Here is a 25944-nt window from a genome sequence, read left to right on the forward strand (position 1 = left end):
TGCGCGGTGATTAGCTGGCGGATTTCGGGGGGAATCGGGTTGGCTAGTAGTCGACAGTGCGACAGCTTTGTCAGGTTTGCGACACGGGTGGCTGCATGCGCTTGGCAGGGGTGCAACACTGCTTGCGAGATTTTTAACCGCAAACGATTTCGCTAGAGCACCGCGCCGCTTTCCATTGCCAGCATTTGCATCAAGTGCGGCTCATTCGACCAAGAATTGCTTGCACATTGGCGCTTCTATTCCGCGGCCTCTTCAGGACCCTCACGACATATGTACGACATTGTCGTCACCTTTGTCGGCTTCGTGACACGCTTTAGGATTCTTCGGTCCGGTATTTTATCCCTCTAAGTGTCTGTGGCAGCACGTAATTTCGACCTGCCCCATCAATCAGCTCAATTGGCACGACGCTTGAAAATTGTTCTCGGGCTGCGACGGGACCAGCCGCGTCCGGTGTCGCGGCAACACCTCGGTCGGTTCGAACACGAAAAGGAAGCACTAATGGCTGCTCTGCGTCAGATCGCGTTTTACGGAAAGGGAGGTATTGGCAAATCCACTACATCCCAGAATACGCTCGCCGCCCTTGTCGAACTTGGGCGGAAAATCCTCATCGGTTGCCAGCCACTGGTCGATTTCGCGCGATTGATCCTGTGCAAGCGTCGAATCGAACGTGTCAAGAACTGGAAGTTCGGAAAGGCAGACTACGCCAAATGGGGGCGACTCCTCGGGCAACGTCACTCCCGGTTGAAGGGCAGACCAAAACTGGGGCCCTAAAAGCTGTCGCACTGCGGAACCTGGCGAAAGCAAACTCGCCGAAACCGCAAGTTATCACCGCGCGATCGGCTTGGCACGACGAGTCCTAGGGGGACTCAGGCACAAACTGCATCGGGTTGGTGCCGGGGGACGCGTGGCCGCTGACGTGCAAGTCTCCCAACCTTTGAAAGTGAGGAACTAACTATGAAGAACCCCATGCTGAAAATTGCGCTGGAACGCGTCATTGAAGCAGCCGAGCACCTGGATCTTCATCCAGGTTTTCTCGAAAAGCTGAAGAAACCGCTCGAGACGACGCAAGCGCGTCTGTCGATCCTCATGGACGACGGGTCGACCAAGTGTTTTATCGGGTGGCGCTGTCGCTATGACGATAGCCTCGGTCCTACGAAGGGCGGCATCCGCTGGGATCAGATGGTGAACGCCGATGAGGTGGAAACGCTTGGCCTGCTAATGACCTTGAAGAACGCGCTGATGGGCCTGCCATTTGGCGGCGGAAAGGGCGGCGTGAAGGTGGATCCTCGCGGCCTCTCCAACACGGAGCAGGAACGCCTCGGCCGCGCCTACATCCGGGCTTTCGCTGCGGTCATTGGTCCAGATCGGGACATTCCAGCGCCTGATGTCGGCACCAATGAAAAGATCATGGCGTGGATGATGGACGAATACAGCACCATTGTCGGCAAGAGGACGCCAGCGGTGATTACCGGCAAACCCGTCGCCCTTGGCGGCTCGCGCGGGCGCGACGATGCGACAGCACGCGGAGCCTATAACATCATGCGATATAAAGCCGACACTCTCAAATTGGAGCATGGAACACGAGTGGCGATCCAGGGATTTGGCAATGCCGGCAAGCACATCGCCAAGCTGCTTGCCGCCGACGGATGCAAGATCAACGCGGTCTCGGACTCCAAGGGTGCGGTCCATGCCCCGGCGGGCCTCGACATCAGCAAACTGCTGGCCGCCAAGCGCCATGGAAGTGTCACTAGCATGGCAGGTTCAGCTGGTGTGTCCGAGATTTCTGGCGACGAGCTCGTGTCGGTCGAATGCGACATCCTCATCTTAGCAGCGGTAGAGAACATGGTTCACGAGGGCAACGCGGCAAGCATAAAGGCCAGGGTCATTGTCGAACTCGCCAACGGCCCGGTCACCCCGGAGGCCGACGAGATCCTCGAGGCCATGAACGTCGAAATCATTCCCGATATCCTCGTGAATGCGGGTGGCGTCACGGTCTCGTACCTCGAATGGGTGCAGAACCGCCAGGGCGAACGATGGACCCTCGAACAGGTTCATGCGTGGCTGAAGACGAAGATGGAAAGCGAAGCCGACGCCGTTTTGGCATATGCGCGAGACAAGAACATCACCCTGCGCACCGCCGCCTACGTTCTTGCGCTCTCTCGGATTGCCGCAGCTATGGAGGCCCTCGGAACGGACAAGTTTTTTCAGGCTTGAGGTGAGACCGCCCCCGCTGCGCCTCCAGCGCCATCTGAAACCACGATTGAAAGTTGTTCTCGGGTAAAGACGGCAGCCTGGTTGCTGCCGTCACTCGAGAAACGGCCCAAAACCTGGAGGAAACGTCGTGACGACGATGGGAAAATCAACTGAGAGCAACCGCTTGGAGCAATCAATGTTTGGCTGGTTCGAACAGCGCCTCAATCCCTTTCCGAGCGAGGAGCCCGTCGCCCCTCCTAAAGGTCTCTTTGCTTTTTGCTGGCACTACAGCAAACCGGCTGCGCCTTGGCTCGGCTTGATAGCCGTGCTGACGGCGCTGATCGCTATCGGCGAAGTGGCCCTCTTCCAGTTCCTCGGCGACATCGTCGGCTGGCTGACTAATGCCGACCGCGCCACCTTCCTGGAGAGAGAAGGTCACAAGCTTTTCTGGATGGCGGCGCTGGTGCTGGTCGGCCTGCCGCTGACGGCCGGGCTCGAGTCTTTCATCATGCATCAGATGATGCTCGGCAATTATCAGATGAGCGCACGCTGGCAGATGCACCGCTTCCTGCTGCGCCACAGCATGTCGTTCTTCGCCAACGAGGCGGCCGGGTGCGTCGGGACCAAGGTGATGCAGACCTCGATTGCCGTACGCGAAACGGTGATCAGGATCCTCGATGTCTTCGTCTATGTCGTGACCTACTTCCTGACGATGATCGTCGTGATTGCGGCAGCCGACTGGTGGCTGATGATCCCGATCCTCGTCTGGCTGGCGGTCTATATCAGCATTGTCGCCTATTTCGTGCCGCGGCTTCGCAAGATTGCCGCGGCGCAGGCGGATGCGCGCTCGATGATGACGGGGCGCGTGGTCGACAGCTATACGAATATCGCGACGGTCAAGCTGTTTTCGCATGCGGGCCGCGAGGAGGTCTACGCCAAGGAAAGCATGGACGAGTTCCTGCAGATCGTGCACAAGCAGTTGCGCAAGGTGGCGCTCTTCCACATCTGCGTCTACCTGAACAACTGTGTTGCGCTCTTCGTCATCTCGGGCCAGTCGATCTGGTTCTGGCTGAGCGGAGCGATCTCGGTCGGCGCCATCGCCATCGCCATCGGTCTTGCCATGCGCTTCAACTTCATGTCGCAATGGATCATGCGGGAAGTCACGGCGCTGTTCGAGAATATCGGCACGGTCTATGACGGCATGGAGATGATGAGCAAACAGCACGACATCGTCGACAAGCCGGGCGCACCCACCCTGACGGCGAAGAAGGGTGCGATTCACTACGACCGCATCCGCTTCCACTACGGCAAGAGCAAGGGCGTCATCGACAACCTTTCGCTCGACATCAAGGCCGGCGAAAAGGTCGGCCTAGTCGGCCGTTCCGGCGCCGGCAAGACGACGCTGATGAAGCTGTTGCTGCGCTTCTACGATCTGGAGGCCGGCCGCATCACCATCGACGGGCAGGATATCGCCGGCGTCTCGCAGGAAAGCCTGCGCTCGCTGATCGGCGTGGTGACGCAGGACACCTCGCTGCTGCATCGCTCGATCCGCGACAACATCGCCTATGGTCGCCCCGATGCAACGGACGCCGAGGTGATCGAGGCCGCCAAACGCGCCAATGCCTGGGAGTTCATCGAAGGTCTCGTCGACTTGCAGGGCCGCGAAGGGCTGAATGCGCAGGTCGGCGAACGCGGCGTCAAGCTCTCCGGCGGCCAGCGGCAGCGCATCGCGATCGCCCGAATCTTCCTGAAGGACGCGCCGATCCTGGTGCTCGACGAGGCAACCTCGGCACTCGATTCGGAAGTCGAGGCGGCGATCCAGAAAAACCTCTTCACCTTGATGGAGGGCAAGACGGTGATCGCGATCGCCCACCGACTTTCGACGCTTACGGAGATGGACCGGCTGATCGTGCTCGACAAGGGGCGGATCATAGAGGCCGGTTCGCACAGCGAACTGATCGCGGGAGGCGGCATCTATGCCGACCTCTGGAACCGCCAGTCCGGCGGCTCCCTCTCCAATCACCCCGAGGAAGCGGAAGTGGCGGCGGAATAGGAAGAAATGAGGCCCTCCCCACGGAAGCGGGGAGGGCCTCTTGAATTCTTGCCGGACGGTGCTGACGACCGGCAGCGGTTACCTCATTTCATAAGCTGTCGGCTTGATCGATCACGCCGTGCTGTTCGATGAGTGCTCCTTCTGGCCGATCCAAGTGGCAATGGCCTCGGCGACGATCGCGTCGCGCGGCAGGAAGGGCGCCGGCAACGCAGCGTCAATTTCAGCAGCCTGTTAAGTCGTCCATCATCGGAATCGGATGACCCGTTCGACCAGCGACGTCACGTTGGCCTTTCCGAACTTCTTGCGGAACTGCATCAGAACGCATTCCCGATACCCGAACTGCTTGCGTGCGGCGACCACATCGGGGTTCAGAATGTTGACCTCCCGGCTAAAAACCCGGACATGACGGCGCCTGGCGTACCGGGCCGGCGTCTGGACGATGCTCCGGCAGGTGTCCCCACAGTTTGATGGCGTGACCGTCCGAGAAATAGGCGAAGTTATAGATCGTCTCATGATGATAGAGATCGGATGCCGCTCCGGTCGCATCCGACCGGCAATCTGCTGCGGCGACCAGCCATGCAGGATGCGCCCGATCACCGACTGACGCAGAAGCGAGAACCGCGCAAGCTTACGCAGCTTGGCACGTCGCTCACGTGCCATCGCATTCGCCGTCACGCAGTAGTAGCCGTTGAGATCCGGTATCTGCTGATCCTCGAACGTGTTGCGGCGCAGCTCAGGAAAATGGTTGAGCGATGTCGGTGTAGCTTCTCGCGATCACGTCAACCTGAACAGGGGAATAGCCCGATTGCTACTACAACAGCGCTTCTCTTACAGCCGTCACCGCCGCCAGCGCTGTCCGCGTCCGCGTCGTGCTGACAAATTCCGGCCAGCTCGACAGGACAACCGCCGCGAAATCCGCCACCGGGTCGATGTAAATCAGTTGCCCGAAAACCCCGCGGGCCATGTAGACGCCGCGTGCAGTATCCTCGATCCAGAACTGGTTGTGATATGCGCCGGCCGGCAGAACCTCTTGATAGATGCCGCCGAAGAGTTTCGGATCTGCCCCGAACCGTGTCCCGGCAATCCACTCGCTGGGGACGATACGCCGCCCGTTGATCTCGCCGCCGCGAAGATGCAGCAGGGCGAAACGAGCATAGTCGCGAAGAGTCGCATTGAACCCGCCGTCACCCAGAGCATAGCCCGCAGCGTCCACGGTGAAATAGGCGTCTTCCTCCGCCCCCATCGGCGCCCACAATTCACGGCTGACGAGTTCTGCAAGCGGGGTAGCGGCGGCGCGCTCGAGAACGAAGGATAGTACATCCGTCTCGATCGAGCGATAGCGGAAGGAGGTACCGTGCGGGCACTCTAGATCCTTCAAAGACAGGACCAGGTCCCAGATATTCTTGTGCCAGTTCGGGTTCTGACCATTCTTCCAGCCGCTGGCGACATCCAGCTGCGCCATGTGGGAGTCGGGCGCAGTGTAAGTCTCGTCGAAGACCACGCCGCTGGTCATGTCGAGCACGTGCTGGACAGTAGCGCCGCGGTAGGCGGTCGCCTCCAGCTCCGGCAGATAATGCGTCAGGGACGCGGCCGGGTCGACCACTCCTCGGCCGATTAGGATGCCCGCCACGGTGCCGACGACAGACTTGGCAACAGATTGCGACAGGTGCTGGGTATGCGACGTCATGCCGTTCAGGTAGTGCTCGGCAACGATCTTGCCGCCATGGAGCACCAGGAAACCATCGGCATAGCTCGTCTCGAGGAAGCTGCCAATGGTATGGGCCTCCCCCTCCGCCACGAAGGGAATGACATCGATATCCCGAAGATCGGCCAACAACAGGCTTGCTGGCCCCGCTCCGCGCCAGACCTTTGTGGTCGGCAGCAGATCCCGGACATGTTGGAACGTCCAGCGATTCCAGGGCGCGCGGTCCCAGTCTTGCCTCGGAAAGAGAGGATTGCCGGGTGCAGTCGGATCACGGAATGGCGAAATACTGGTCATGCATGCTCTCGTTTGCGGTTTGGGATGGATCAATCGTTACGGCGGAGATAGCTGCCTCCGACGAACTCCCCGAAGAGGGTGCCCATGTCGCTCATCATGGCGAAGTTCGCCTTAGCCTTCGGCCCTAGTTTGATGGCAACGGCGTCGATGAGCAGATTGAGTACCACACTGAGGCTTGCCGTAGAATCCCAGAAGGTTTTCACATGGGTATGCGCCTCAAAGACGAAGCGCGTATAGGCAAAAGCCCAGTGACTGAACTTGTCGGTGACGATGACCAACGGCATGTCCATCGACTTCAGCTTCTCCAGCAGCTTGATGCCGCGCGTCGCGTACGAGGCCGTGTCAACGAGAACGACTGCGCTCTGCTTGGGATCTGCATTGATGATCTCGCCAAACGTGCCCGAAGCGTTGTCGATGAAAATCACGTTAGAGCGCGCCCAGAGCAGGCGGCTGGCGAAATCCATGGCCAGCCCCTTCGAGGCCTGGAAGCCGACGACATAGATGGTGCGCGCCTTCGCGAGCAGGTTTGCGGCCTCGTCCCACGCGTCGGTGGTAGTCAAGGCGTAGGCCTTCACGATAGCGTCGAGTTCCAGCCGCAGGCTTTCCTGCAGCATCTGCTGTCGGCCTTCGCGCATCGGAAAGCGGGCCATATAGTCGTCGACTTCGCTGTCCTTCTCCGCGACCGCGACGCGCAACCGCTTCTTGAGGTCTCGCAGGTTCTCGAAACCGAGGCCACGAACGAACCGCGTGACGGTCATTTCGCTGACGCCCACCGCCTCAGCTATGCTGCTGCCGGTCTCGAAGGGCAATATCTGGATATTATCCAAGATATAGGCGGCCAGGCTTTGCTCCGAGGGCGAGAAATCGGACATGCGGTCGCGCAAGATCGCTTCGATGTCTATCTTCTGCTCAACGTCGCTCGATCCCTTAGCATTTTTGCCGCTTCGTGCTTTCACCACAGTGACAGACTCCTAGAAATCGCCGGCGTGAATGGCTGGACGCCCCTGCCCCCAGACGCCGGGAGTTCTGTCCACCTCTTCCTCGATTTGCCGCGCCGCCGCAAGCAGCAGATCCTCCCGTCCGAAACGGGCGACAAGCTGAATCCCGATCGGTAGACCATCCCGGCTGCGTCCAAGTGGCAGGGAAATTGCGGGCTGTCCCGTCGCATTGAACAATGCAGTATAGGTCTCCTTCCGCGCAAGATCATTGAATACATCTTCCGCATCGATGCCCGCTCGATCGGGATCAAACGTGCCGATTAACTCCGGGAGCATTGCGGTGGTCGGTGTCAGCAAGAGATCATATTCTGCAAGGAAGCGCCCGACCTGCCGCGTCACCCGATCATAGGCGGCAAGCGCGTCGATAAGCTGTGCACCGCTAATGCCAAGCCCCCATCGATAAAGAGCATATACGCTTGTGCCAAGCATTTCCTTGAGCGAGCGGTTCATATGCCGCGCCATCGCCGGCATATGCGCGGCGGCGTCGGCGGCCCAGATGACCTTCTGCGCCTGGAGGAAGTCCGGATAGTCGAAGTCCGGCGACGCCTCCTCGACATGGTGGCCAAGGGATGAAAGCCGCTCCGCTGCGGATCTGGCCGCGGTGACAACCTGCGGGTCGATCTGCACACCGGACCACGAGCGCGTGCAAAGGGCGATGCGCAGCCCCTTCGGCCGTCGCTTGATGGTATCGAGATAGGTGCGCACTGGCGGCACGATCTCATAGCCGTCGCCGGCATCCGGGCCATGGCACAGGTCGAGCAGGGCTGCTGTATCGCGGACTGAGCGTGTCAGCATAAAGACCGTTGCCAAGCCGAGAAGCGGGGCATTCCCATTCGGCGCGCCCGTAACCCGCCCGCGTGAAGGTTTCAGACCGATCAAGCCGCAGAACGCGGCCGGATTCCGAATCGATCCACCGCCGTCGCTGCCCTGCGCAAAAGGCACGATGCCGGCGGCAACAGCCGCGGCCGCGCCGCCGCTGGAACCCGCAACACCGCGCTCCGGATTCCAAGGATTGCGCGTTGCGCCGTAGAGGGCGGATTCCGTCACCGCCGGCACGCCGAATTCGGAACTCGTCGTGCGGCCGACATTGTTTAGGCCGCCGGCGCGCAACCGCGTCCAGTAGACGGCGTCATGGCCGGCGCGGAAACCTTGTGCGAGTCGGCTGCCGAAGTCGGCCGGGCGGCCCGCTTCGATTGGGAAGTCCTTGGTGAGGGTGGCAATTCCGCCGAAGGGGGTGGCGGACGCCACCTCCGGCAGGATCTCGAGCGCGTCCGGATAGAGTTCGATGACGGCGTTCAGTGCAGGGTTCACGGCCGCGACGGCCTGTTCGACGCACCGGCCGAGCTCCTTTGGCGTGACCTCGCCTTTCGCCAGCAGGTGGGCGAGGCCGGTTCCATCATGGGCTGCATATTCATCAAGGCGCATGGGTCACTACCGGTTGTGAAGGTGGAATTGTCCGGGCCGCCGGCAGCCGAGCGAGCGAGCCGACTAGTGCCTGAGTATAAGGGTCCTGCGGCGTGAACAGGACATGCCGCGCCACTCCCTGCTCAACGACGCGCCCGGCTTTGAAGACATAGACACGCTGGCACAGACTGCTCACTACGGCGAGATCGTGCGAGATGTAGAGCAGCGTCAGCGAGCGCTCACGCTGGAGCCGCACGAGCAATTCCAGGATCTGCGCCTGCGTCGTGACATCGAGGGCCGAGGTGATTTCGTCCGCGATGAGAAGCTGCGGCTTCAGCGCCAACGCTCGGGCAAGGCCGACGCGCTGGCATTGGCCGCCGGAAAGCTGCTGTGGCCGTCGATCGCGCAGGCTGCTCGGCAATTCAACCATATCCAACAAGAGGTCGGCCTCTTTCCGCGCCGCCTTTCGGTCCGCGATACCATGCCGCCAAATCGGCTCGGCGACGGCCTCGGCAATGGTCAGCCGCGGATTGAGTGAATCGTACGGGTTCTGGAACACCATCTGCACACGGCGACGGAACGCCGTCAGTGCCTCGCCGCTGAGCAACCCAACATCCTGACCGTCCAGGCGGATTGCACCGCCGCTCGTGGTGTTCAGGCGAATGATCGACCGGGCAAGCGTGCTCTTGCCGGAGCCGCTTTCGCCGACGATGCCAACTGTTTCGCCGGTATTGATCTTAAGATCTATGCCGTCAAGAGCGCGGAAGGAATTGCTGCTTCCGAAATTGTCGAGCAAACTCTTCCCGAAGGGAAACGTCACCGAGAGGTTTTCGACGTGGAGCAGCGGAGTTGCCTGATCTGGATCGACCGCCATGCTATAATTCTTGCGGCCAGGCTGGGAATCGATCAGTAGCCTTGTATAGGGGTGGCGTGGCCGGTTGATGACCTCGTCGATCGGCCCCTGCTCTACCACCTCGCCATGGCGCATGACCACGACGCGCGAGCAGATATCCGCGACGACGCCGAGATCATGCGAAATCAGGATCATCGCCAGCCCGCTCTTTCGATTGAGCTCCTTGAGCAGTTCCAGGATGCGTGCCTGCACCGTGACGTCGAGAGCGGTCGTCGGCTCGTCGGCGATCAACAGCTTCGGCTGGCAACCGATTGCAGCGGCAATCATCGCCCGCTGTTTCATTCCGCCAGAAAACTCGTGCGGATAGGAGCGAGCGCGCTTTTCCGGCTCGCGGATGCCGACGTCCTCCAGCAGCTTGATCGCGCGTTGTAAGCCTTCGCGCTTACCGATCCCGAGGTGACGGATCATCGGCGCCGCGACCTGCTGACCGATGCGGCGCAGTGGATCGAGATGCGATGCCGGGTTCTGGAAGATCATGCCGATGTCGCGGCCGCGAATGGCACACAGATCGTCGTCGCCGAGCGTCAGCAGGTTGCGTCCGTCGAGCTTAACCGTGCCGTCGGCGCGTGCCGTAGCCGACAACAGCCGCATCACGGCGCGGCAGGTCACGGATTTGCCCGAACCGCTTTCGCCGACGATGCCGAGGATTTCTCCCGGCTGGAGCGTGAACGATACGTTCTTCACCGCGGCGAAGCCAGCGAAGCTGACGCACAGATCCTTAACGTCAAGCAGCGGCGGCTTGTCCGTTTCCGGCCCGCTCATGCCGTAACTCCCGTCCGCTGTATGTGCCCCAGTCCATCACCGAGCAGAGCAAATCCCAGGCCGAGCGAAATGGCCGCCAATCCCGGAAACAGGCAGATCCACCAGGCTTGCTGCACGAAGGCCTGACCGTCGGCGATCATCACGCCCCATTCAGCGAGCGGGGGCTGCGCGCCCATGCCGAGAAAGCCGAAGCTTGCACCGGCGAGCATGACGAGCACCGCGTCGCTGGCTGCGTAGGCGATGACCGGTCCGATGGCGTTCGGCAGCACATGATGGCTGAGGATGGCGATTGGAGCATAGCCGAGGCATTTTGCCGCCTGAATGTACTCGCTTTCGCGGATCGTCAGTACCTGCGCCCGCACCAACCGCGCATAGCTGACCCAGCCGACGAGGGTCAGCGCCAGGATGAAGTTGAGGAGCCCCGGCCCGAGCACGCCGACAATGGCCAGCACGAGAACAAAGAAGGGGAACGCGACGGTCAGGTCATAGATGCGCATGAACACGTTATCGACCACACCTCCGAAATAGCCGCTCAGCAGCCCGATCGTCGTGCCAATCAAGAGGGGCGGAAGCACCCCGGCCACGCACAGCAGCAGATCGACCCGACTTGCGAAAAGTACCCGCGAGAAGACGTCGCGACCGACTTGGTCCGTGCCGAACAAATGAGCGGCACTCGGCGGCGAAAGCATATTCATGATGTCGATGGCATCAGGATCATAGGGCGCGATCGCCGGGGCGGCCAGCGCCGTCAACAGCCATCCGCCGAGAATCACCAGTGCAACCAGCATGGTAGGGGTAATGTTGGGAACCGACGGTGCGGTTTGCACCACAATCGGACTGTAATCCATGGCAATCTCCTCAAAGCCGAACGCGCGGGTCGATGAACGCGGTGAGCAGGTCCACCATCAGCGTGATCAAGACGGTCGAGACCGCGAAAATAAGCGTCAGGCCCTGCACGACATAGTAGTCGCGACCGAGCAGCGCGTTGACCATCAGCGTGCCGAGGCCAGGCACCGCATAGACGGTTTCGACGATCACGGCGCCGCCGATCATGAAGCCTACCATGACGCCGAGCAGGTTGAGCGTCGGCAGCACAGCGTTCGGCAACATGGTCTCCCAGAATATCTGCCGCTCTGTGGCGCCCTGCGCCCGCGCGGCTGTGACGAAGTCGGCCGTTGTCTTTTCGATGAGGGCGGCGCGAAGGCTCTGAGTCAGAACCGGCACCAGCCAGATCGCGGTCGACAAGGCCGGCAGGAACAGGTGATGAAGATGGCCGGTGAAACCGGTGCCGTAGCCCGAGACGGGAAACCAGCCGAGGCTGACGCCGAAGACGCGCGACATCATGATGCCCAGCCAGAACACCGGGATTGTGAGACCGGCAATCCCAACCAGACGAATGATCTGGTCGGCCATGCCGCCGGGACGCCGGGCGCCGACAATGGCGAGCACGACTGTCGGTGGGATGGCGAAGCACAGTACATAGCCGGTGAGGAACAGCGTCGGCCACATGAACTGTTCGATAAGCTGGCTCACCGGTCGCTGAAAGCGGAGCGACAGCCCGATATCGCCCGAAGTGAGATTGGCGAGATAGGTCAGGAACTGCCGCCAGAGCGGCAAGTCTAGGCCATATTGCGAGCGAATCGCCGCGATGGTTTCAGCACTCGCCCTCTCCCCGGCAAGAAGCCGCGCGGGATCGCCCGGCGCCATGTGCACCAAGAGGAACGTCACGAGGCTGATACCAGCAAGCACACCGATCAATTGCAGCAGGCGCCGCGTAATGAGTTGCAGAAGGGGCAATCCGGTTCTCCTGTTCAAGCGTCAGGGGCGAAGGCGACTCACTGGCCGATGGAGGTTTCTTCCAACGTCCACTGTAGCGAGGGCGTCAGCTTGAGACCCTGGAGACGCTTGGAGTAGGCAACCGGGTTTGGCGCATAGTAGAGGGGGATCTGTGCCACCTCCTCTGTGGTGATCTTCTGAATCTCCTTGTAGATTTCCGCGCGCTTGGCCCGATCAGCCTCCTTAGTGCCCTGCTCGACGAGCGCGTCCACCTTCGGGTTCGCATAGAAGGTGTTGTAGGAGTTCGAGCCGCAGGATCCGCACACGGCCCAGCGCACGGCAAGGTCTGGATCGGGGGTCTCGTTGTACCACCAGTTGGCTGCGGCGTCGTAATCGCCTTTGCCGGTCGCATCCCACCAAGCGCCGCTATCGACATTAACAATCACCGGCTTTAACCCGATCGCTTGCCATTGGGCCTGGATTAGCAGCGCCGTCTGCTGGGACGGCCCATCGGCGGCCGCCAGGATCTTTACCTCGCGCCCCACCATGCCGGATTCGGCCAATAATTCCTTTGCCTTGGCGGGATCGTGCGGGATGCCCGGATAATCCTTGTCATGGAAATCGAGGCTGCCCGGCAGCGTGGTGTTCGCCGGTTCGGCATAGCCACGCGTGATGGCCGCGGCCATGGCCTTGTTATCGATTGCCAAGCCTGCCGCCTGCCGCGCTTTCGGGTTGGAGAAGGGCTCACGCTTATGGTTTAGCAGGGTCATGTAAATCGTCGTCGAAGGCTCAAGCCGCATATCCACCGACTCGGCCGCCTTCAGCTCATCGATCTGCGCCCACGGTACCGCGCGCACCACGTCGATCTCGCCTGCCTTCAGCATGGCGATGCGGGTTTCGGGAGATGTGATCTCGATCAGTTCCACCGTGGCGTTCGACTTCGGATAACCCTTGCGCCAGTAGTGCGTATTGGGTTGGAGAACGAGCTTCTCGTTCGGCTTCCACTGTTTGACTTCATACGGGCCGGAAGTAACCGGGACCGTGGCGAAAGCTGCCTCTTCGCCGCGCTTCTCGACATCGGTCTTCGAGATGATGCCCATGTTCCAGATTTCCGCGTTGCCAAGGAACGGCGCGAAGGCCGACTTGAGTGTGACTACCGCGGTTTTCGCATCCGCCACTGTCACCGATTCCACGGCCCCCAGCGGCGCAGGATAAGTCGATTTCCTGTCGCTCCGGATACGGTCGAGGCTGAAGGCCACGTCGGCAGCCGTGATCGGAGAACCGTCCGAGAACTGGGCATCGCGCAGATGGAACGTGTAGGTTTTGCCGTCCGGTGAAATTTCCCATTTCTCGGCGAGCCCCGGCTCCAGCGCACCCGTTTCGGAGTTGCGGCGCAGAAGGCGCGAATAAAGTTGGCCGTAGGTTTCGATGTTGCCGGCCGCCGAGGAGCGCATCGGATCTAGCGTCGTAGTCTGGTAGGGCGAAGCGATGCGAATCACATCGTCGGCGAAGGCCGGCACGGTCCAACATAAACCCATAGCGACGAGGGCAGCGCCGTGCAACACCGCGCCCGCACCCCGTGGGCAGAATCCGCTCAAGGAATTCATCTTGTTCTCCTCCCGATATTCCTTTTGTGCCTTTCGGCATGAGGAGAGGTTATGTGAGATTATTAACTTTTGTCAACCTTCAAGTTGTAAATATAACATAATCTCGTTTGTGGATCGCAAGCCCCAGCACCTTAGCCAGCGACGGCGACGAAACGCACGAAGAGGACGGCGACGCATTCTTCGAGAAGCCGAGCCAGTCGAAAGTGATTCGAGGGCGGCATTTTGAGGCCGATGGTCGTGCAGGCGCTGAGGTAGTACTTGCGCTATTAGCTCAGCCACCGAGACCTTGAAGAGAAGTTCCAGGAGCGCGGCTTCGAAGTGGACCAAAGCATGATCAACCGCTGGTTCCTCGCCTTTCGATTGAGAACAGATGCAGTCCGGCCGACCCCATTGCTGTCGTCCTCGATTCGCCTCAAGTTGTCGATGACGCCTGCAACGTGGTCGCTCGCCGAGGCGCGGTGCGGCGCGGCGCGGGAGCGCAACATTGGCCAATGCGCGCGGAGCTGGAACCTAGTCTGGATTGCTGACACCGCGTTGATCAGCCGGTTGCAACGAGAAACTCTGCGTCGTCACCGGCCCCGTGGCCTGGCCGTTACGATGTCAAAATGATCGATTTACAAGATCGTCAACTGCTCACTGTGACTTGGCTGAAGGTCGGGGCTAGGCCGCCGAACTTCCCGTCGTTGAAGCGGAGGGTGCGCACCTCGTCCTGGAAATCGGCGCAGGATTGCCGCCAAACTGACCCCGGCCAGACCAGCTCCACCGAGGCGTCGAACGGCCGATAGACGGCGGTGTACAGCGTGCCGCAGCGATGTCCGTAGTTTGTCTGGTAGATGGGGGGGCGCTGGAAGCCGGAAAGAACCTCCTTGATACTCGCCGAGAGCGGCAGCAATTTCTCCACCGCCGCCGCGCGCTCGACCGAATTGGTGATCTCGGCGAGGCACGCCCATTCTACGCCGTGCTGGTGGTTGGTGCTGACGCGACGCTCCACCACTTCCGCCGGACGATCGGGGTTTACGTAGACGGTCGCGTGGTTTCCCTTACGGTCGATCAGCGCGATGGAATAGGACATGTGCACGGGAATACTTCGGAGCATGGCGACGGCTGCGGCCGTGGTGTTGGCAAACTCCAGCACGTAGCGCAGCACCACCGGGATGCCGAATCCCTCCCCCGCGGCTGTGCGCCCGCCGAAGGCGAGCGAGACCGCCAGCCCGTCCTCGTTGATGCCGTCGAGCACGCCCCAAAGGCAATCGACCACCGCGACGACGCGCTTGCCGTTGAAGCGTGACGCCAGCCAGGTCCCTTGGAAAAGCCGCGGGCTGTAGTCGTAGTTGCGAATGAGCGAGGGCTCCGCACCCGTCACGATCGCCTGCGAACATCCGCCCACATAGAAGGGCGGGCACCACATGGACAGGAAGCGGGCTTCCAGATCTCCGCCTCCGGCGGTCTCCACGATAGCCTCGTAGGTCGGCAGCAGTCTCGGCATATATGTCCGCAATGCCTTGAGGCTGTTGGAATAGGTCGGGCGTGAACGGTCACCGTCGCTCACGAACCATCGGCTGTAGGCAGGCCAATGGCGATCGAACACCCGGCGCCATTTGGAACCGGGCACATCTTCGTTTATGGCTTCGAACTGCAGATACATGGCGTCCTCCTGAATCTTCAACGGACCGGCTCCGTCGCTTCGTCGCCCTGGATTTCGGTGAGCGGCTTGCTGGCATAGATGCGCTTGATGCCCCCAACCCAGTTTCTAGTGCGCTCGTTCAGCTCGGCTTCGTCGTTCATCGCCCGCCCGCGCATTAAGAGTACTCCGAAGTAGGCGCCCAAGTAGAGGCTGTCGCCCGGGCCTGCGAGGCAAAGGAAGAATGCCTCCTCCTCGCTCTCTATCTCCTCCCATTGACAGGCGAAGCGGTCGTAGGACACGCTGTTGTCCGCCGCCATTCGGTAAATGCCCGTCGCCGGCGCATGGGTGACGATTTCGTTGAGCTTCTCGGTCTGCTTGATCATCACCTGCAACCAGGGTTCAATGGATTCGTTACAGGCCCAACGATCGTTCAGGTCCTCAACGTCGATGTCGTAGGCGATATCGGAAAATTCCATCAGGTGAAACAGGAAGAGCGGAGCATCGGCATATGCGAAGGGGGCGTGATTGGTCAGCGAGCTTGCGCCGGATATGCGCGGATTGAGCTCGCCGAGATAGACCTCGTTGTTCTCATCGATGAGGAAATCGACGTCGAAATAGCCGCGATAGCCTTCTTTGCGCAACTGGTTGCCGAGTCGCTGAACCATGTTGCGCGCCTCGGCGCGAACCTTTTGGGGAAAGGCGTCGGCGAAGATTTCATTGCCAGCCCAACCACCCTTGTGGTGCGTCAGCTCCGGGTTACCGACGATTTCGGTCATAAGCGGGCCGACGAGCGTACCAGAAGTCGTGGTGCAGGCCTCCATGGTGGCGCTACGGCATTTGATGCGCTTCATGATCTTGACCTCGTTCTCCGCGGCAATTTTCGCGGCGTGAAGGTTGTAGTCATCCTCGCTGCCGATGTAGTAGGTCGTTTGGCCGCTGTCGCCGAACGCGGTTTGAACCACGAGATCGGCGCCGATGCCGGCCTTTCTCGCCGAAGTAAGAAGTTCCTCATAGGTGCGAGCGGGGCCAAGGGTGTTGGGGACGGAGCGCACGCCTGCCTTGTTGCCGATGCGCACGGTCTCTATTTTGTTGTCGCAGTGGTGGCGCAACTTGGCCGGAGGATGCCAGATCTCGATGCCGAGTTCCTTGCAGATTTCTTCGGTCTTCTCGTCGAACATCAGGAAGACGGCGGCCGGGCGGCCGCCGCGCCTGGTGATATAGTCGATCACCTCCGGGTGCTGGAGCAGGTGGTTGGTGTTGTGCTGGAGGGAGCGAAGACGTTTGGATGCCGCCCGTCGAAGGGGTCGACGTAGCAGATGTACTTGAAATTCGCCACCCATTCGTCCATGCCCATCAGATTGAAAGGCGACACTGAGACGAAATAGATCGGACGCTTGTTGTGGCGCATGAAGTCGCGAAGGTCAGCGATGGTGCGAATGCCTTTCATAATTAGTCCTTGTTGTTCAAATGTTTCTTGCGCTTGATCGTGGTTCTTTTCTTCGTCCTTCGTCGACATAGTCTGCTCCAGATGAGTGTGATCGATCTGCTAGCGAAAATAAGGACGCGCAGATGTGGATTGGCGCGTGACGGATGAGAGACCCCATGTTTTTGAAGAAGCACGCTCACGACTCGCCTCCATGATCGGGAGTGGACTTTCTTGCGCTCGATAGTTTGCTGAGCGTTTCCTCCCTGAAAACCCGCAAACCCCGTTCCTGATCGAAGCCGTGTATTTCGCGAACATCGAGCGCGCGCAGGTATTTGAGGCTCGGAATGTCGATTACCTGACCCGGGCTGAGAATGGGCGAGCCCGGCGGATAGGGGAGGACGAGACTCGCAGAGACCACTACGCGGCCCCCGGAGATCGCGCGTTCGACGTCGGCGGGCTGGAGATATTCGCAGTTGTCATCTTCCATGGCCAGGTCGTTCGCCAAGCCCATGTCGCCGTCTCCGGTCTCCATATTCGGGCGGAACACCTGATGGAAAGATGAAAAGCGTGGCAGGGGCTGTTGCAGAGCCAGCGAGCGAACTTTATCATCGTGAATGCTCCGCTCTATTTTGGAGAAATTGCGCGCTCTTTCTTCGCAGTCGAGCGCGATCTTCCGCAGCACCTGAATGAAAATGGCAACGTCGGAGCGCGTGGTGCCGATAGTGATGATGGGCAATATGGTATTGCGCGTGGTCTTGTTGATTTGGATATCGCACTTATCCAGGTGCTTCTTGAGCGTGTCGCCACTCAAGCCGGTCGCGCTGATTTCCAGAGTGATATGCGTCGGGTCGAGGACGAATTCATCCGTCAGCCAGGACTTCTCGAAATTTATCCAGCCGGACTTCTCGTCGAAATAGGATTCCGCATTCGACTCGCGATATTCCGATGGTACGAGATCGCCGACGCCGAGGACCCGGAAATACTTCGAAAGCAGCGGATCGCGTGACACTTGCTGGCGCAGGGTCGTGGCGCGTTCCAGCTGGTGCCGGACGCACTTGTAACCTTCCAGCTCCACCTGTGCGCGGGCAAGGTCGAGCGTTGCAAGGATCTGGTAGTTTGGTGAGGTTGTGGTATGCGTTTTGTAGGCATCGCCGAAGGCTTTCTCGTTAAAATCCTGATCCCTGATGTGGATCATCGAGCCCTGGCGCAGTGCCATCAGCCCCTTGTGCGTGGACTGGGTCGCATAGACCCGGACCCGCGCCTTCGACGGATCTGCCAGGAGCGGCGTGTTCAGGATCCTTTCGTCGTCCGCCCAGGCTTCGGCGCCGAATTCGACGTTGAAGGCCTTATAGCTGGCGGCATAGTCCGGGTCCTGAAACATCGCTTCAAGCTCGGCGGCGGCTCCCATAGCCGTGCGCTGCCGATACGTCGGATTAAAGTAAGCAAAGGTGAACCAGGCCTCATCCCACAAGAAGGCAAGATGCGGCGCGATCGCCAGGCATTCCTTCATCACGCGCTTGGGGTCACAGACGATACCATCGAAGGTGGAGTTGGTGAGGATCAGCAGACAAACGCGATCGAGCGTGCCGGCATGCTTGTGGTCGAGAAGTTTCCGCTTCAGTTCCTCCAGGGGCACTGCGCCATAGATGGAATAATCGTTCAGCGGGTAGGCATCCAGATAGTCCACCCGCGCACCCGCCCGCATCAGCCCACGATGCACTGATGTGTGGCTGTTTCGGTCGACTATTACCACATCGCCTCGCCTGACAAGGGCCTGCACCACGATGTTGTTAGCCCCCGAAGTGCCATTGGTGCAAAAGAAGGTGCGCTTGGCACCAAAAGCGCGCGCCGCCTTTTCCTGCGCAATCTTCAGCGGGCCACGTGGCTCGAGCAGGGAATCCAGGCCGCCCGAGGTAGCGGAGGTCTCCGCCTGGAACAGGGTCGGGCCATAGAACTGCGCACGATCACGGATCCAGTTCGAATTCATGATCGATTTGCCGCGGGAAGCCGTCAAGGCGTGGAAGTTGCTTATCGGCCGTTTAGCGTGACCCTTTACGCCATTGAACCAGTCAGCATCGTAGCGCCGTGCGACGTCGCGCATGATGGAGGGATAGAGTTCGTCGCAGTCTGCCTCACGGTAGAAGACACGCTCAAAAGTCTCGCCCATGCGCGCGGCGATGTCTTCGACATTCGAGTCGGCGACGAGATAGAGGTCGACCTCTGGCCTAAGCTTCGCAATCTCGCGGCCGAGCAGCGGGCCGCGCTCGGACTCCGAAGTGGCCTCGAAAAGGACCTCCAGCTCGTCGAGAACCGAGTGCAGCGTGTCCAGATGACAATCCTGCGAGCGGAAGGCAAAGCCGTCATGGATAACCACGGCTTGGAGGATAAGGTTGACACGCAGTGCGTTCAGAGCATCCTCGAAGGTCTGGACGAAGACAGCGTCGAAGGCGAAATCGCCGATCCCGGTTTTGCGCTTCAGACTGCGGCGTAGGGCCTTCTGCTCGGAGGACGACATCTTGCCGACAAACAGCACCTCGGAGTAGCGCTGACGGTGGGCCAGGCTGGCGATCTTCTTTCGAAACCCCCGAGCCAGGAGATGCGCCCTGACCATTTCCTGTCTCTGTATCATCCCCCCCAGCTTGGCGAAGGCGCGTGCACCGGGATAAGCCTGGTAGGCCTCTATTGGAGACAGAATCTCGATAACGCGCGTCACCTGCTGAGAAGTTGTAATGAAATCAGCATGGTCGGCGGAAATAGTCGAGAGCCACCCCAGATTGTCTTCCAATGATTTCCAATTGTCAGAGCGGAGGTCCGAAATGCTGAGACAATTATTTAGCGATGTTTCGGGGGTATCAGCAGCCATGATTATACTCCGTATCAACTCTTGCAGGTGCGGGGTAATGCCCCGACATCGGACGCGGCTGGTTCCGTCGCAGCCCAAGAACAATTTTCAAGCGTCGTGCCAGTTAAGCCGATTGATGGGGGCAGAACCGGAATCTGATGCTGCCGCAAACACTTAGCGGGATTAAATACCGGACCGAAGAATCTTAAGGCGTGTCAAGAAGCCGACAAAGGTGACGACAATCGCGCATATGTCGTGAGGCTCCTGAAGAAGCCGCAGAGGGCGAGCCCCAATGCACACGCGCTTCTCGGTCGAATGAGCTGCGCTCGATTCAAATCCTGGCAGTGGAAATCGGCGCTGTGCTTCAGATTGGATGGCCATGGTTGCCGAAGACGCTGCTCCACGCTGAGATTCACGCGATCAATTACGGTGCTTTAACGGGCGACGAGATGTTCATCACGCTTGCCGAAACCAACAGGGCTGCGAGGCATATCCTCAGTCGTTAGTGGCGGTTAAACAGATCTCGAAAGCAGTGTTGCGCCTTGCCAAGCGCATGCAGACACCCCCTGTCGCAAAGCTGACAAAGCTGTCGCACTGTGGACCCCCTGGCGAAGTGGATTCGTCCGAAATCCCCCAGCTAATCACCGCGCAATCGGCTTGGCACGACGAGTGCTAGGACCGGCTTAGACACAAGAACTGCATTCGGTTGGAGCCAGGGGACGCCTGCCCGCTGACATGTAGGTTCCCCAACCTGTGAAAGGAAGTATTGTGGGCCGGTCCTTGTTTGAAAATACCCTGAAGCGCGTCTTGGAAGCAGCCGAGCACCTGGATCTTGATCCAAGTGTTCTCGAAAAGCTGAAACAAGCTCTCGAGATGACGCAGGCGCGTCTGTCGATCCGCATGGACGACGGCTCGACCAAGTCCTTTTTGGCCTTCCGCTGCCGCTATGACGATAGCCTCGGTCCAACGAAGGGCGGCATCCGCTATCACCCGCAAGTGAACGCCGATGAGGTGATGGCGCTTGCACTAATGATGACCTCGAAGTGTGCCGTGATGGACCTGCCTTTTGGCGGCGCCAAAGGGGGCGTGAAGGTGGAGCCTCGCAGCCTCTCCAACACGGAACTGGAACGTCTCGCACGCGCCTACATCCGGGCTTTCGCCAGGGTCATTGGCCCGGATCGGGACATTCCAGCCCCTGATGTCGCGACCAATGAATGGACCATGGCTTGGATGATGGACGAATACAGCACCATTGTCGGCAAGAGGACGCCATCAATGATTACCGGCAAACCCGTCGTGCTTGGCGGCTCGCTCGGGCGCGACGATGCGACGGCACGCGGCGGCTATAACATCATGAAGCATAAAGCCGGCACGCTGGGCTTGAAGCGTGGGCATCGAGTGGTGATCGTAGGAGTAGGCAATGCCGGCAAGCACATGGCGCAACTGCTCGCCGCCGACGGATACAAGATCGTGGGGGCCGGGGACTCCAAGGGTGCGGTCCATGTCCAAGATGGTCTCGACATTGGCGAACTGCTTGCCGCCAAGCGCCACGGAAGTGTCACTAGCATTGCAGGTTCAGCTGGTGTCTCCGAGATTCCTCGCGACGCGCTCCTGGCGGTCGAATGCGAAATCCTTGTCTTGGCCGGGATTGAGAATACGGTTCACGAGGGCAACGCGGGAAGCATCAAGGCCCGGCTCATTGTCGAACTCGCCAACGGCCCGATCACCCCGGAGGCCGACGAGATCCTCTCGGCCATGGACGTCGTAATCCTTCCGGATATCCTGGCGAATGCTGGCGGCGTCACTGTTTCCTACTTCGAATGGGTGCAGAACCGCCAGGGCGAACGATGGACCCTCGAACAGGTGCATGAACGGCTGAAGACGGCAATGGAAAGGGAAGCCGACGCCGTTTGGGCATATGCGCGAGACAAGAACATCACCCTGCGCACCGCTGCCTACGTTCTTGCGCTCTCGCGCATTGCCGCAGCTATGGAGGCGCTCGACGTAGAAGAGGAGGGAGACCACCGCCGCTCGGGTAAAGACGGCAGCCTGTGTGGCTCCGCCACTTGAGAAACGGCTCAAACCGCTGGAGGAAATACGATGGAAGCAACTGCAAACTCAACTGGAAGAAAATTGCTTACCGGATTTGAGAATTTAGGCAAATGCGGGCGCATTGCCTGTCGGAAAGTGGAGAAGGACAATGTCTAAATCTGAGTTTGAGCGTTTCATTGACGATCTGGGGAACGACGCTAACCTGCTGGAATACGTGAAAAAAAATGTTACCGGTCTCGCGTCGCTGGTGGCGAGCGGAAAGAGCCACGGCTACGATTTCACGATCGATGAGGCCAAGAGTTACATAAAGGCCAGAAGCCCGCGTGGCTTGACCGACAAGAAGGCCAATCAGACCGCGGGCAAGCACGGTTCGGACCTTGTGACCTCGATCAAAGCAGTCCAGACCATCGTGGCTGCCACCACCGCTGTTGAGGCGGCGCAAGCGGCAACGACTGTCTTTGAAGCCGCCGAGGCGATTGTCGTCGTTGCTGCAGTCCTCGTCTAGTCAAACCGTCACGGGGGTGTTCATTCACCCCGTGACCGATGAGAAAGTGGGAATGGGAGGTAACCTCGTGGCGCATTCTGCCAAAGAACACTATCGACAGATCTTTGATCGGCGGACACCTGGAGAGATGCGCACGTTAGCCCATATCAAGCGGTTCTTAGAATGCTTCCTCGGCGACGCGGGATTCAGGAGCGCGCTTTCGGAGAATCTCGGCAACCCTCGTACCGCAGCTGCAGGCTACGGGATTGAAGTCGACCCGATGGAGATGCTGCCGCTCTGGCATCCAAACTACCTGAAATTCGATCGCAAGCCTGAGCGTGCGTCGTGGCCACTGGCTGTAGCTTGGCGTGAGTATATAGGCGAGATGGTGCACAATCGCGACCTTCTGCGGGACGAGGGCAATATGTCGGTGGCTGCGCCTCGGTTCCATGCGTGGCGTGAGCGCCAAATGCGCCGCTGCGAAGACGTGTTGGGCGATTGCTCGAAGTCCATTACGCACCCCGTCATCGCCTTCGAGCTGAGCGAAGGCTGCACCGGGGGCTGCTGGTTTTGCGGCCTCTCGGCGGGCCGGTTCAAGGACTATTTTGAATATAGCAAAGAGCATGCAGACCTCTGGCGCGGGGTGGTCGGCGCCGCGAGGGAAATGTTTGGTTCGGCAGCGAGCACTGGTTTCTGCTATTGCTCCACAGACCCTATGGATAATCCTGACTACGACCGCTTTCTCTTCGACTACTATCAAATCACCGGCACATTGCCCCAAACAACGACGGCTATGCCTCTCAAGAATCTGGCACTCACCAAGCGCGTGCTCGAGCTGTTCGAACGCTACCGCTGCGTGACCAATCGCTTTTCCGTGTTGAGCACGGAGCAACTCAATCAAATCCACTCGACATTTTCGCCCGAGGATCTCATGGGCGTTGAGCTCGTCCTGCAAGGCAAGGACATGCCAAGTTCAAAAGCTTTCGCCGGCCGCGCGCGAAACGAGAAACTCAGCGTAGCCAAAAACGGCGATGCAACACCCTTATCTAAGAGCGATCACACGACGATCGCTTGCGTTTCTGGCTTTCTCGTAAATATGCCGCGGCGGCGTGTGCAATTGGTGACGCCGGTACCGGCGAGCAGACGCTGGCCTCTTGGTTACCGCATCCTGGATGAACGTTTTTTCGAAACGCCAGACGAGTTCCAAGACGAAGTCCAAAGTATGATCGATGAGCACATGCACGATAGCCCACCTTCCAACCGGCCGTTCCGCTTCCGCGGGGACTTGCAGTACGAGGCCAAGCGCCATCACTTCCTCCTCCGCTCGCGCCACTGGGAGTATCAGGTGCCCGACAACGCCGCGTCGATCTCCGTTGGCGATCTGATCGCAGGTGGCCAATGTACAGCGTCGGAGATAGTTGCTCGCGTCGTAACGGATGGAGCGAGCGCCATTGGTGTTGCCGATGAGCTCGACCAACTGCATACGAAGGGGTTGCTCGAAGAGGACCTCGATGAGCGCTTTGCCTGGCGTGGTGGCGAGGGCGCGATATGAGCACCGATGTCGCGATCGTGCTGGTGAACATGCCGATGTCAGCAGTTGAACGACCGTCGCTAGCGCTTGGTCTGCTGAAGTCGGTGCTGACGCAGGCCGGCCTGCGCTCGAGGACAGCGTATGCCAATATCTGGTTTCTGGAATACGCTGGCCTCGCCGACTACAGTGTACTTGAGACTTCCCCTCCGGAGGAAGCGCTTGTTGACTGGCTGTTCGCAGGTGTAGCATTTCCAGACTTCGAAACGGACCACGCCCGCTTCCTCGACCGGTATTTCCAGCGCAATCCGTGCCTGCATAAAAGTGAGCCCGGGCTTCGTGCGAAGTTCCTAGAGCTGCGTTCGCTCATCGGCGGCTTCATCGATTGGACATGCGGCAAGATACTGAGGGAGCGGCCGGCTATGGTCGGTTGCACCTCAACATTCACCCAGCACGTTCCCGCGCTTGCACTGCTACGCCGCCTGAGCGAGCTCTCGCCAGGTTTAGTCACTCTCATGGGGGGTGCCAATTGTGAATCCGTGATGGGACGTACTACTCATGCGCAATTCCCGTGGGTCGACTACGTCGTGTCGGGGGAGGCCGACAAACTGATCGGAGGGCTTTGTCGCGACATCCTCACTCACGGTCGCGACATCCCACCAGCCGACCTGCCGTTCGGCGTTTTCGGCCCAGCTCATCGCCAGACCGGCTATCCCGCCACGTTCACGGGAGACATGGTGCCCCGCGCAGTTGTCGAGGATATACATTCCCTGCCGCTGCCCGATTTCTCGGATTATTTTGCCGAACTTGAGCAATCGCTCTGCGCCGACCGCGTTTATCCCGGGCTGCCGATGGAGTTCTCTCGCGGCTGCTGGTGGCAGCGCAGCAGCCCCTGCACGTTCTGCGGCCTGAACGGCGCATCGATGACTTATCGTCAGAAACCGGCTGCACAAGCGCCAGAAGAGATGATCGAGATGTCCGCTCGCTACGGAACGTCGCGCATCGAAGCGGTCGATAACATTTTGGCGAATGACTACGTCGAGAAAGCGTTGCCTCGCCTCATCGCTTTATCCGAGAAGCTCGACATCTTCTTTGAAGTAAAAGCCAATTTGAAGCGCCATGAAGTCGAGAAGTTGGCCGCAGGCGGCGTCCGCTGGATCCAACCAGGTATCGAGAGCCTTGATAGCCGCGTTTTGAAGCTTATGGGCAAGGGAACGACGGCAGCACAAAATGTTCAACTATTGAAATGGTGTCGCCAGTTTGGCGTGCGGCCCATCTGGAGCGTCCTATGGGGCTTCCCCCGAGAGAGCGACGCTTGGTACGCTCAAATGTGCCGCTTGTTGCCATTGCTGCATCATCTGCACCCGGGACACGTTGTTAGATTACGCTACCAGCGCTTCAGTCTCTATCATCGCGCGGCCGACCAATATGGGCTGACGCTCAGTCCGGCGGCCTCCTATCGATACGTGTATCCGCTCTCTGAGCGCGATCTTGCGGATCAGGTTTACCACTTCGAAGACGGTGACGACAACGATGGCGGCCGTGAGTTCGGTCCACTTGACACAAACCGCCGACCCGGAGTTCAGGCGGTTATTCAAGGTATGGATGCCTGGAGCGAGGCATGGTGCGGCCTGACGCCACCCATATTATCGATGCGCGACAGCGGTGACGAGATTATAGTGGAGGACACACGCAATATAGCGGTGGAGCGTGAACAGCGAGTCAAAGGCTTGGCGCGTGAAATCCTGCTGGCTGCTGATCAAGGCATGCCAGAGGTCCGCCTGAGTCGACAGCTTAAGGGGGCGAACGTGATTGAGGTCGAGGAGGCGACTGCAGACCTTATAGCCCGCAAGCTGATTGTCCGGCTGGACGCCCGCTTGATAGGGCTTCCGATATGGAGCCCCTCTACGCCTATGCCGGCGCTGACTGCGTTTCCAGGAGGATATTTAGACCGACGCGGCTAGCCTGTGAAGTAGAAGGGTCCGATTGGTCAGTTCTCATTTCGGCGACCTTGTGGAGCGGCACTTCCTGTTCCCATTCAAACTCTTTGTCTGCGCATCACTCAAAGGAGAAGGTACAAGAAAATTGACCGAGAGAGACCACCTCTGCCGTCACGAATTCATCGCGCGAATGTCGGTCTGTCGCGAATGGGTAATCCTTGTCGGCTTCGCGCCGGAAGACCCGCGCCTCTTTCCCGGAACTGACGGTTGAGGAAAACTTGCTTATTCCGGCATGGGCAGCCGGCGTCACAGATGCGCAGCCTCGACGATGTCTATTCGCTAC

The 25944-nt window shown here is 59.6% G+C and carries 17 protein-coding genes and 3 pseudogenes; 8 read left to right on the forward strand and 12 right to left on the reverse strand.

The window, feature by feature from the left end:
• Window positions 1-498: 498 nt before the first annotated feature.
• The 3 genes and pseudogenes from AC1D2N_RS30065 to AC1D2N_RS30075 all read left to right on the forward strand — a co-directional run.
• Window positions 499-648: pseudogene (locus AC1D2N_RS30065) on the forward strand (hypothetical protein); the annotation flags it as partial.
• Window positions 649-954: 306 nt separating this feature from the next.
• Complete coding sequence (locus AC1D2N_RS30070) at window positions 955-2214, forward strand: Glu/Leu/Phe/Val family dehydrogenase (RefSeq protein WP_245308432.1); 1260 nt, start codon at window positions 955-957, stop codon at window positions 2212-2214.
• Between the two features lie 175 nt (window positions 2215-2389).
• Entirely contained in the window at window positions 2390-4246 is a 1857-nt protein-coding gene (locus tag AC1D2N_RS30075; protein WP_130657484.1) for an ABC transporter ATP-binding protein, read from the forward strand.
• A gap of 249 nt (window positions 4247-4495) precedes the next feature.
• Here AC1D2N_RS30075 and AC1D2N_RS30080 read toward each other — a convergent pair.
• The 8 genes and pseudogenes from AC1D2N_RS30080 to AC1D2N_RS30115 form a co-directional block, all read right to left on the reverse strand.
• Window positions 4496-5016 (reverse strand): annotated as a pseudogene (locus tag AC1D2N_RS30080) (transposase); the annotation flags it as partial.
• A gap of 41 nt (window positions 5017-5057) precedes the next feature.
• Window positions 5058-6245, reverse strand: a complete 1188-nt coding sequence (locus AC1D2N_RS30085) for a serine hydrolase domain-containing protein (RefSeq protein WP_130654388.1) — start codon at window positions 6243-6245, stop codon at window positions 5058-5060.
• A gap of 29 nt (window positions 6246-6274) precedes the next feature.
• The gene (locus AC1D2N_RS30090) at window positions 6275-7204 is read right to left on the reverse strand and encodes a MurR/RpiR family transcriptional regulator (RefSeq protein ID WP_130654389.1); all 930 of its coding nucleotides are present in this window, start codon (window positions 7202-7204) and stop codon (window positions 6275-6277) included.
• Window positions 7205-7216: 12 nt separating this feature from the next.
• Window positions 7217-8668, reverse strand: a complete 1452-nt coding sequence (locus tag AC1D2N_RS30095) for an amidase (protein ID WP_130748838.1) — start codon at window positions 8666-8668, stop codon at window positions 7217-7219.
• Window positions 8658-10322, reverse strand: a complete 1665-nt coding sequence (locus AC1D2N_RS30100; protein ID WP_065276865.1) for an ABC transporter ATP-binding protein — start codon at window positions 10320-10322, stop codon at window positions 8658-8660. The genes AC1D2N_RS30095 and AC1D2N_RS30100 overlap by 11 nt, the downstream gene beginning before the upstream one ends.
• Window positions 10319-11170, reverse strand: a complete 852-nt coding sequence (locus tag AC1D2N_RS30105) for an ABC transporter permease (RefSeq protein ID WP_065276866.1) — start codon at window positions 11168-11170, stop codon at window positions 10319-10321. Before AC1D2N_RS30105 ends, AC1D2N_RS30100 begins: the two co-directional genes overlap by 4 nt.
• A 10-nt stretch (window positions 11171-11180) precedes the next feature.
• The gene (locus tag AC1D2N_RS30110) at window positions 11181-12119 is read right to left on the reverse strand and encodes an ABC transporter permease (RefSeq protein ID WP_130654390.1); all 939 of its coding nucleotides are present in this window, start codon (window positions 12117-12119) and stop codon (window positions 11181-11183) included.
• Between the two features lie 38 nt (window positions 12120-12157).
• Window positions 12158-13705, reverse strand: coding sequence for an ABC transporter substrate-binding protein (locus tag AC1D2N_RS30115; protein WP_065276868.1), 1548 nt, complete (start codon window positions 13703-13705; stop codon window positions 12158-12160).
• A 203-nt stretch (window positions 13706-13908) separates the two neighbouring features.
• Here AC1D2N_RS30115 and AC1D2N_RS30120 point away from each other — a divergent pair.
• Window positions 13909-14062 (forward strand): annotated as a pseudogene (locus AC1D2N_RS30120) (IS6 family transposase); the annotation flags it as partial.
• Window positions 14063-14330: 268 nt separating this feature from the next.
• Here the strand turns inward: AC1D2N_RS30120 and AC1D2N_RS30125 are convergent.
• From AC1D2N_RS30125 to AC1D2N_RS30140, 4 genes are all read right to left on the reverse strand, one after another.
• The gene (locus tag AC1D2N_RS30125) at window positions 14331-15371 is read right to left on the reverse strand and encodes a C45 family autoproteolytic acyltransferase/hydolase (protein ID WP_130748839.1); all 1041 of its coding nucleotides are present in this window, start codon (window positions 15369-15371) and stop codon (window positions 14331-14333) included.
• Window positions 15368-16507 (reverse strand): biotin carboxylase, encoded by a 1140-nt coding sequence (locus AC1D2N_RS30130; RefSeq protein WP_477982565.1) that lies wholly within the window; start codon window positions 16505-16507, stop codon window positions 15368-15370. The genes AC1D2N_RS30125 and AC1D2N_RS30130 overlap by 4 nt, the downstream gene beginning before the upstream one ends.
• A gap of 47 nt (window positions 16508-16554) precedes the next feature.
• Window positions 16555-16845, reverse strand: a complete 291-nt coding sequence (locus AC1D2N_RS30135) for a hypothetical protein (RefSeq protein WP_477982567.1) — start codon at window positions 16843-16845, stop codon at window positions 16555-16557.
• Between the two features lie 106 nt (window positions 16846-16951).
• Window positions 16952-19618 (reverse strand): aminotransferase class I/II-fold pyridoxal phosphate-dependent enzyme, encoded by a 2667-nt coding sequence (locus AC1D2N_RS30140; protein ID WP_130654392.1) that lies wholly within the window; start codon window positions 19616-19618, stop codon window positions 16952-16954.
• A 744-nt stretch (window positions 19619-20362) separates the two neighbouring features.
• Between AC1D2N_RS30140 and AC1D2N_RS30145 the strand changes: the two genes are divergently transcribed.
• The 4 genes from AC1D2N_RS30145 to AC1D2N_RS30160 all read left to right on the forward strand — a co-directional run bounded on the left by AC1D2N_RS30145 (window position 20363) and on the right by AC1D2N_RS30160 (window position 25625).
• Window positions 20363-21667, forward strand: a complete 1305-nt coding sequence (locus AC1D2N_RS30145) for a Glu/Leu/Phe/Val family dehydrogenase (protein WP_065276880.1) — start codon at window positions 20363-20365, stop codon at window positions 21665-21667.
• A 130-nt stretch (window positions 21668-21797) separates the two neighbouring features.
• Window positions 21798-22154: a Nif11-like leader peptide family natural product precursor gene (locus tag AC1D2N_RS30150; RefSeq protein ID WP_065276871.1), complete on the forward strand. Its 357-nt coding sequence runs from the start codon at window positions 21798-21800 to the stop codon at window positions 22152-22154.
• 67 nt (window positions 22155-22221) lie between these two features.
• Window positions 22222-23685 carry a radical SAM family RiPP maturation amino acid epimerase gene (locus AC1D2N_RS30155; RefSeq protein WP_245308434.1) on the forward strand — a complete coding sequence of 488 codons (1464 nt, stop codon included), beginning with the start codon at window positions 22222-22224 and terminating at the stop codon, window positions 23683-23685.
• A complete protein-coding gene (locus tag AC1D2N_RS30160) occupies window positions 23682-25625 on the forward strand; it encodes a RiPP maturation radical SAM C-methyltransferase (RefSeq protein ID WP_065276873.1) in 1944 nt (647 codons plus the stop codon). Before AC1D2N_RS30155 ends, AC1D2N_RS30160 begins: the two co-directional genes overlap by 4 nt.
• Window positions 25626-25944 lie beyond the last annotated feature (319 nt).

This window comes from Rhizobium sp. P1_B8 (assembly GCF_056406515.1).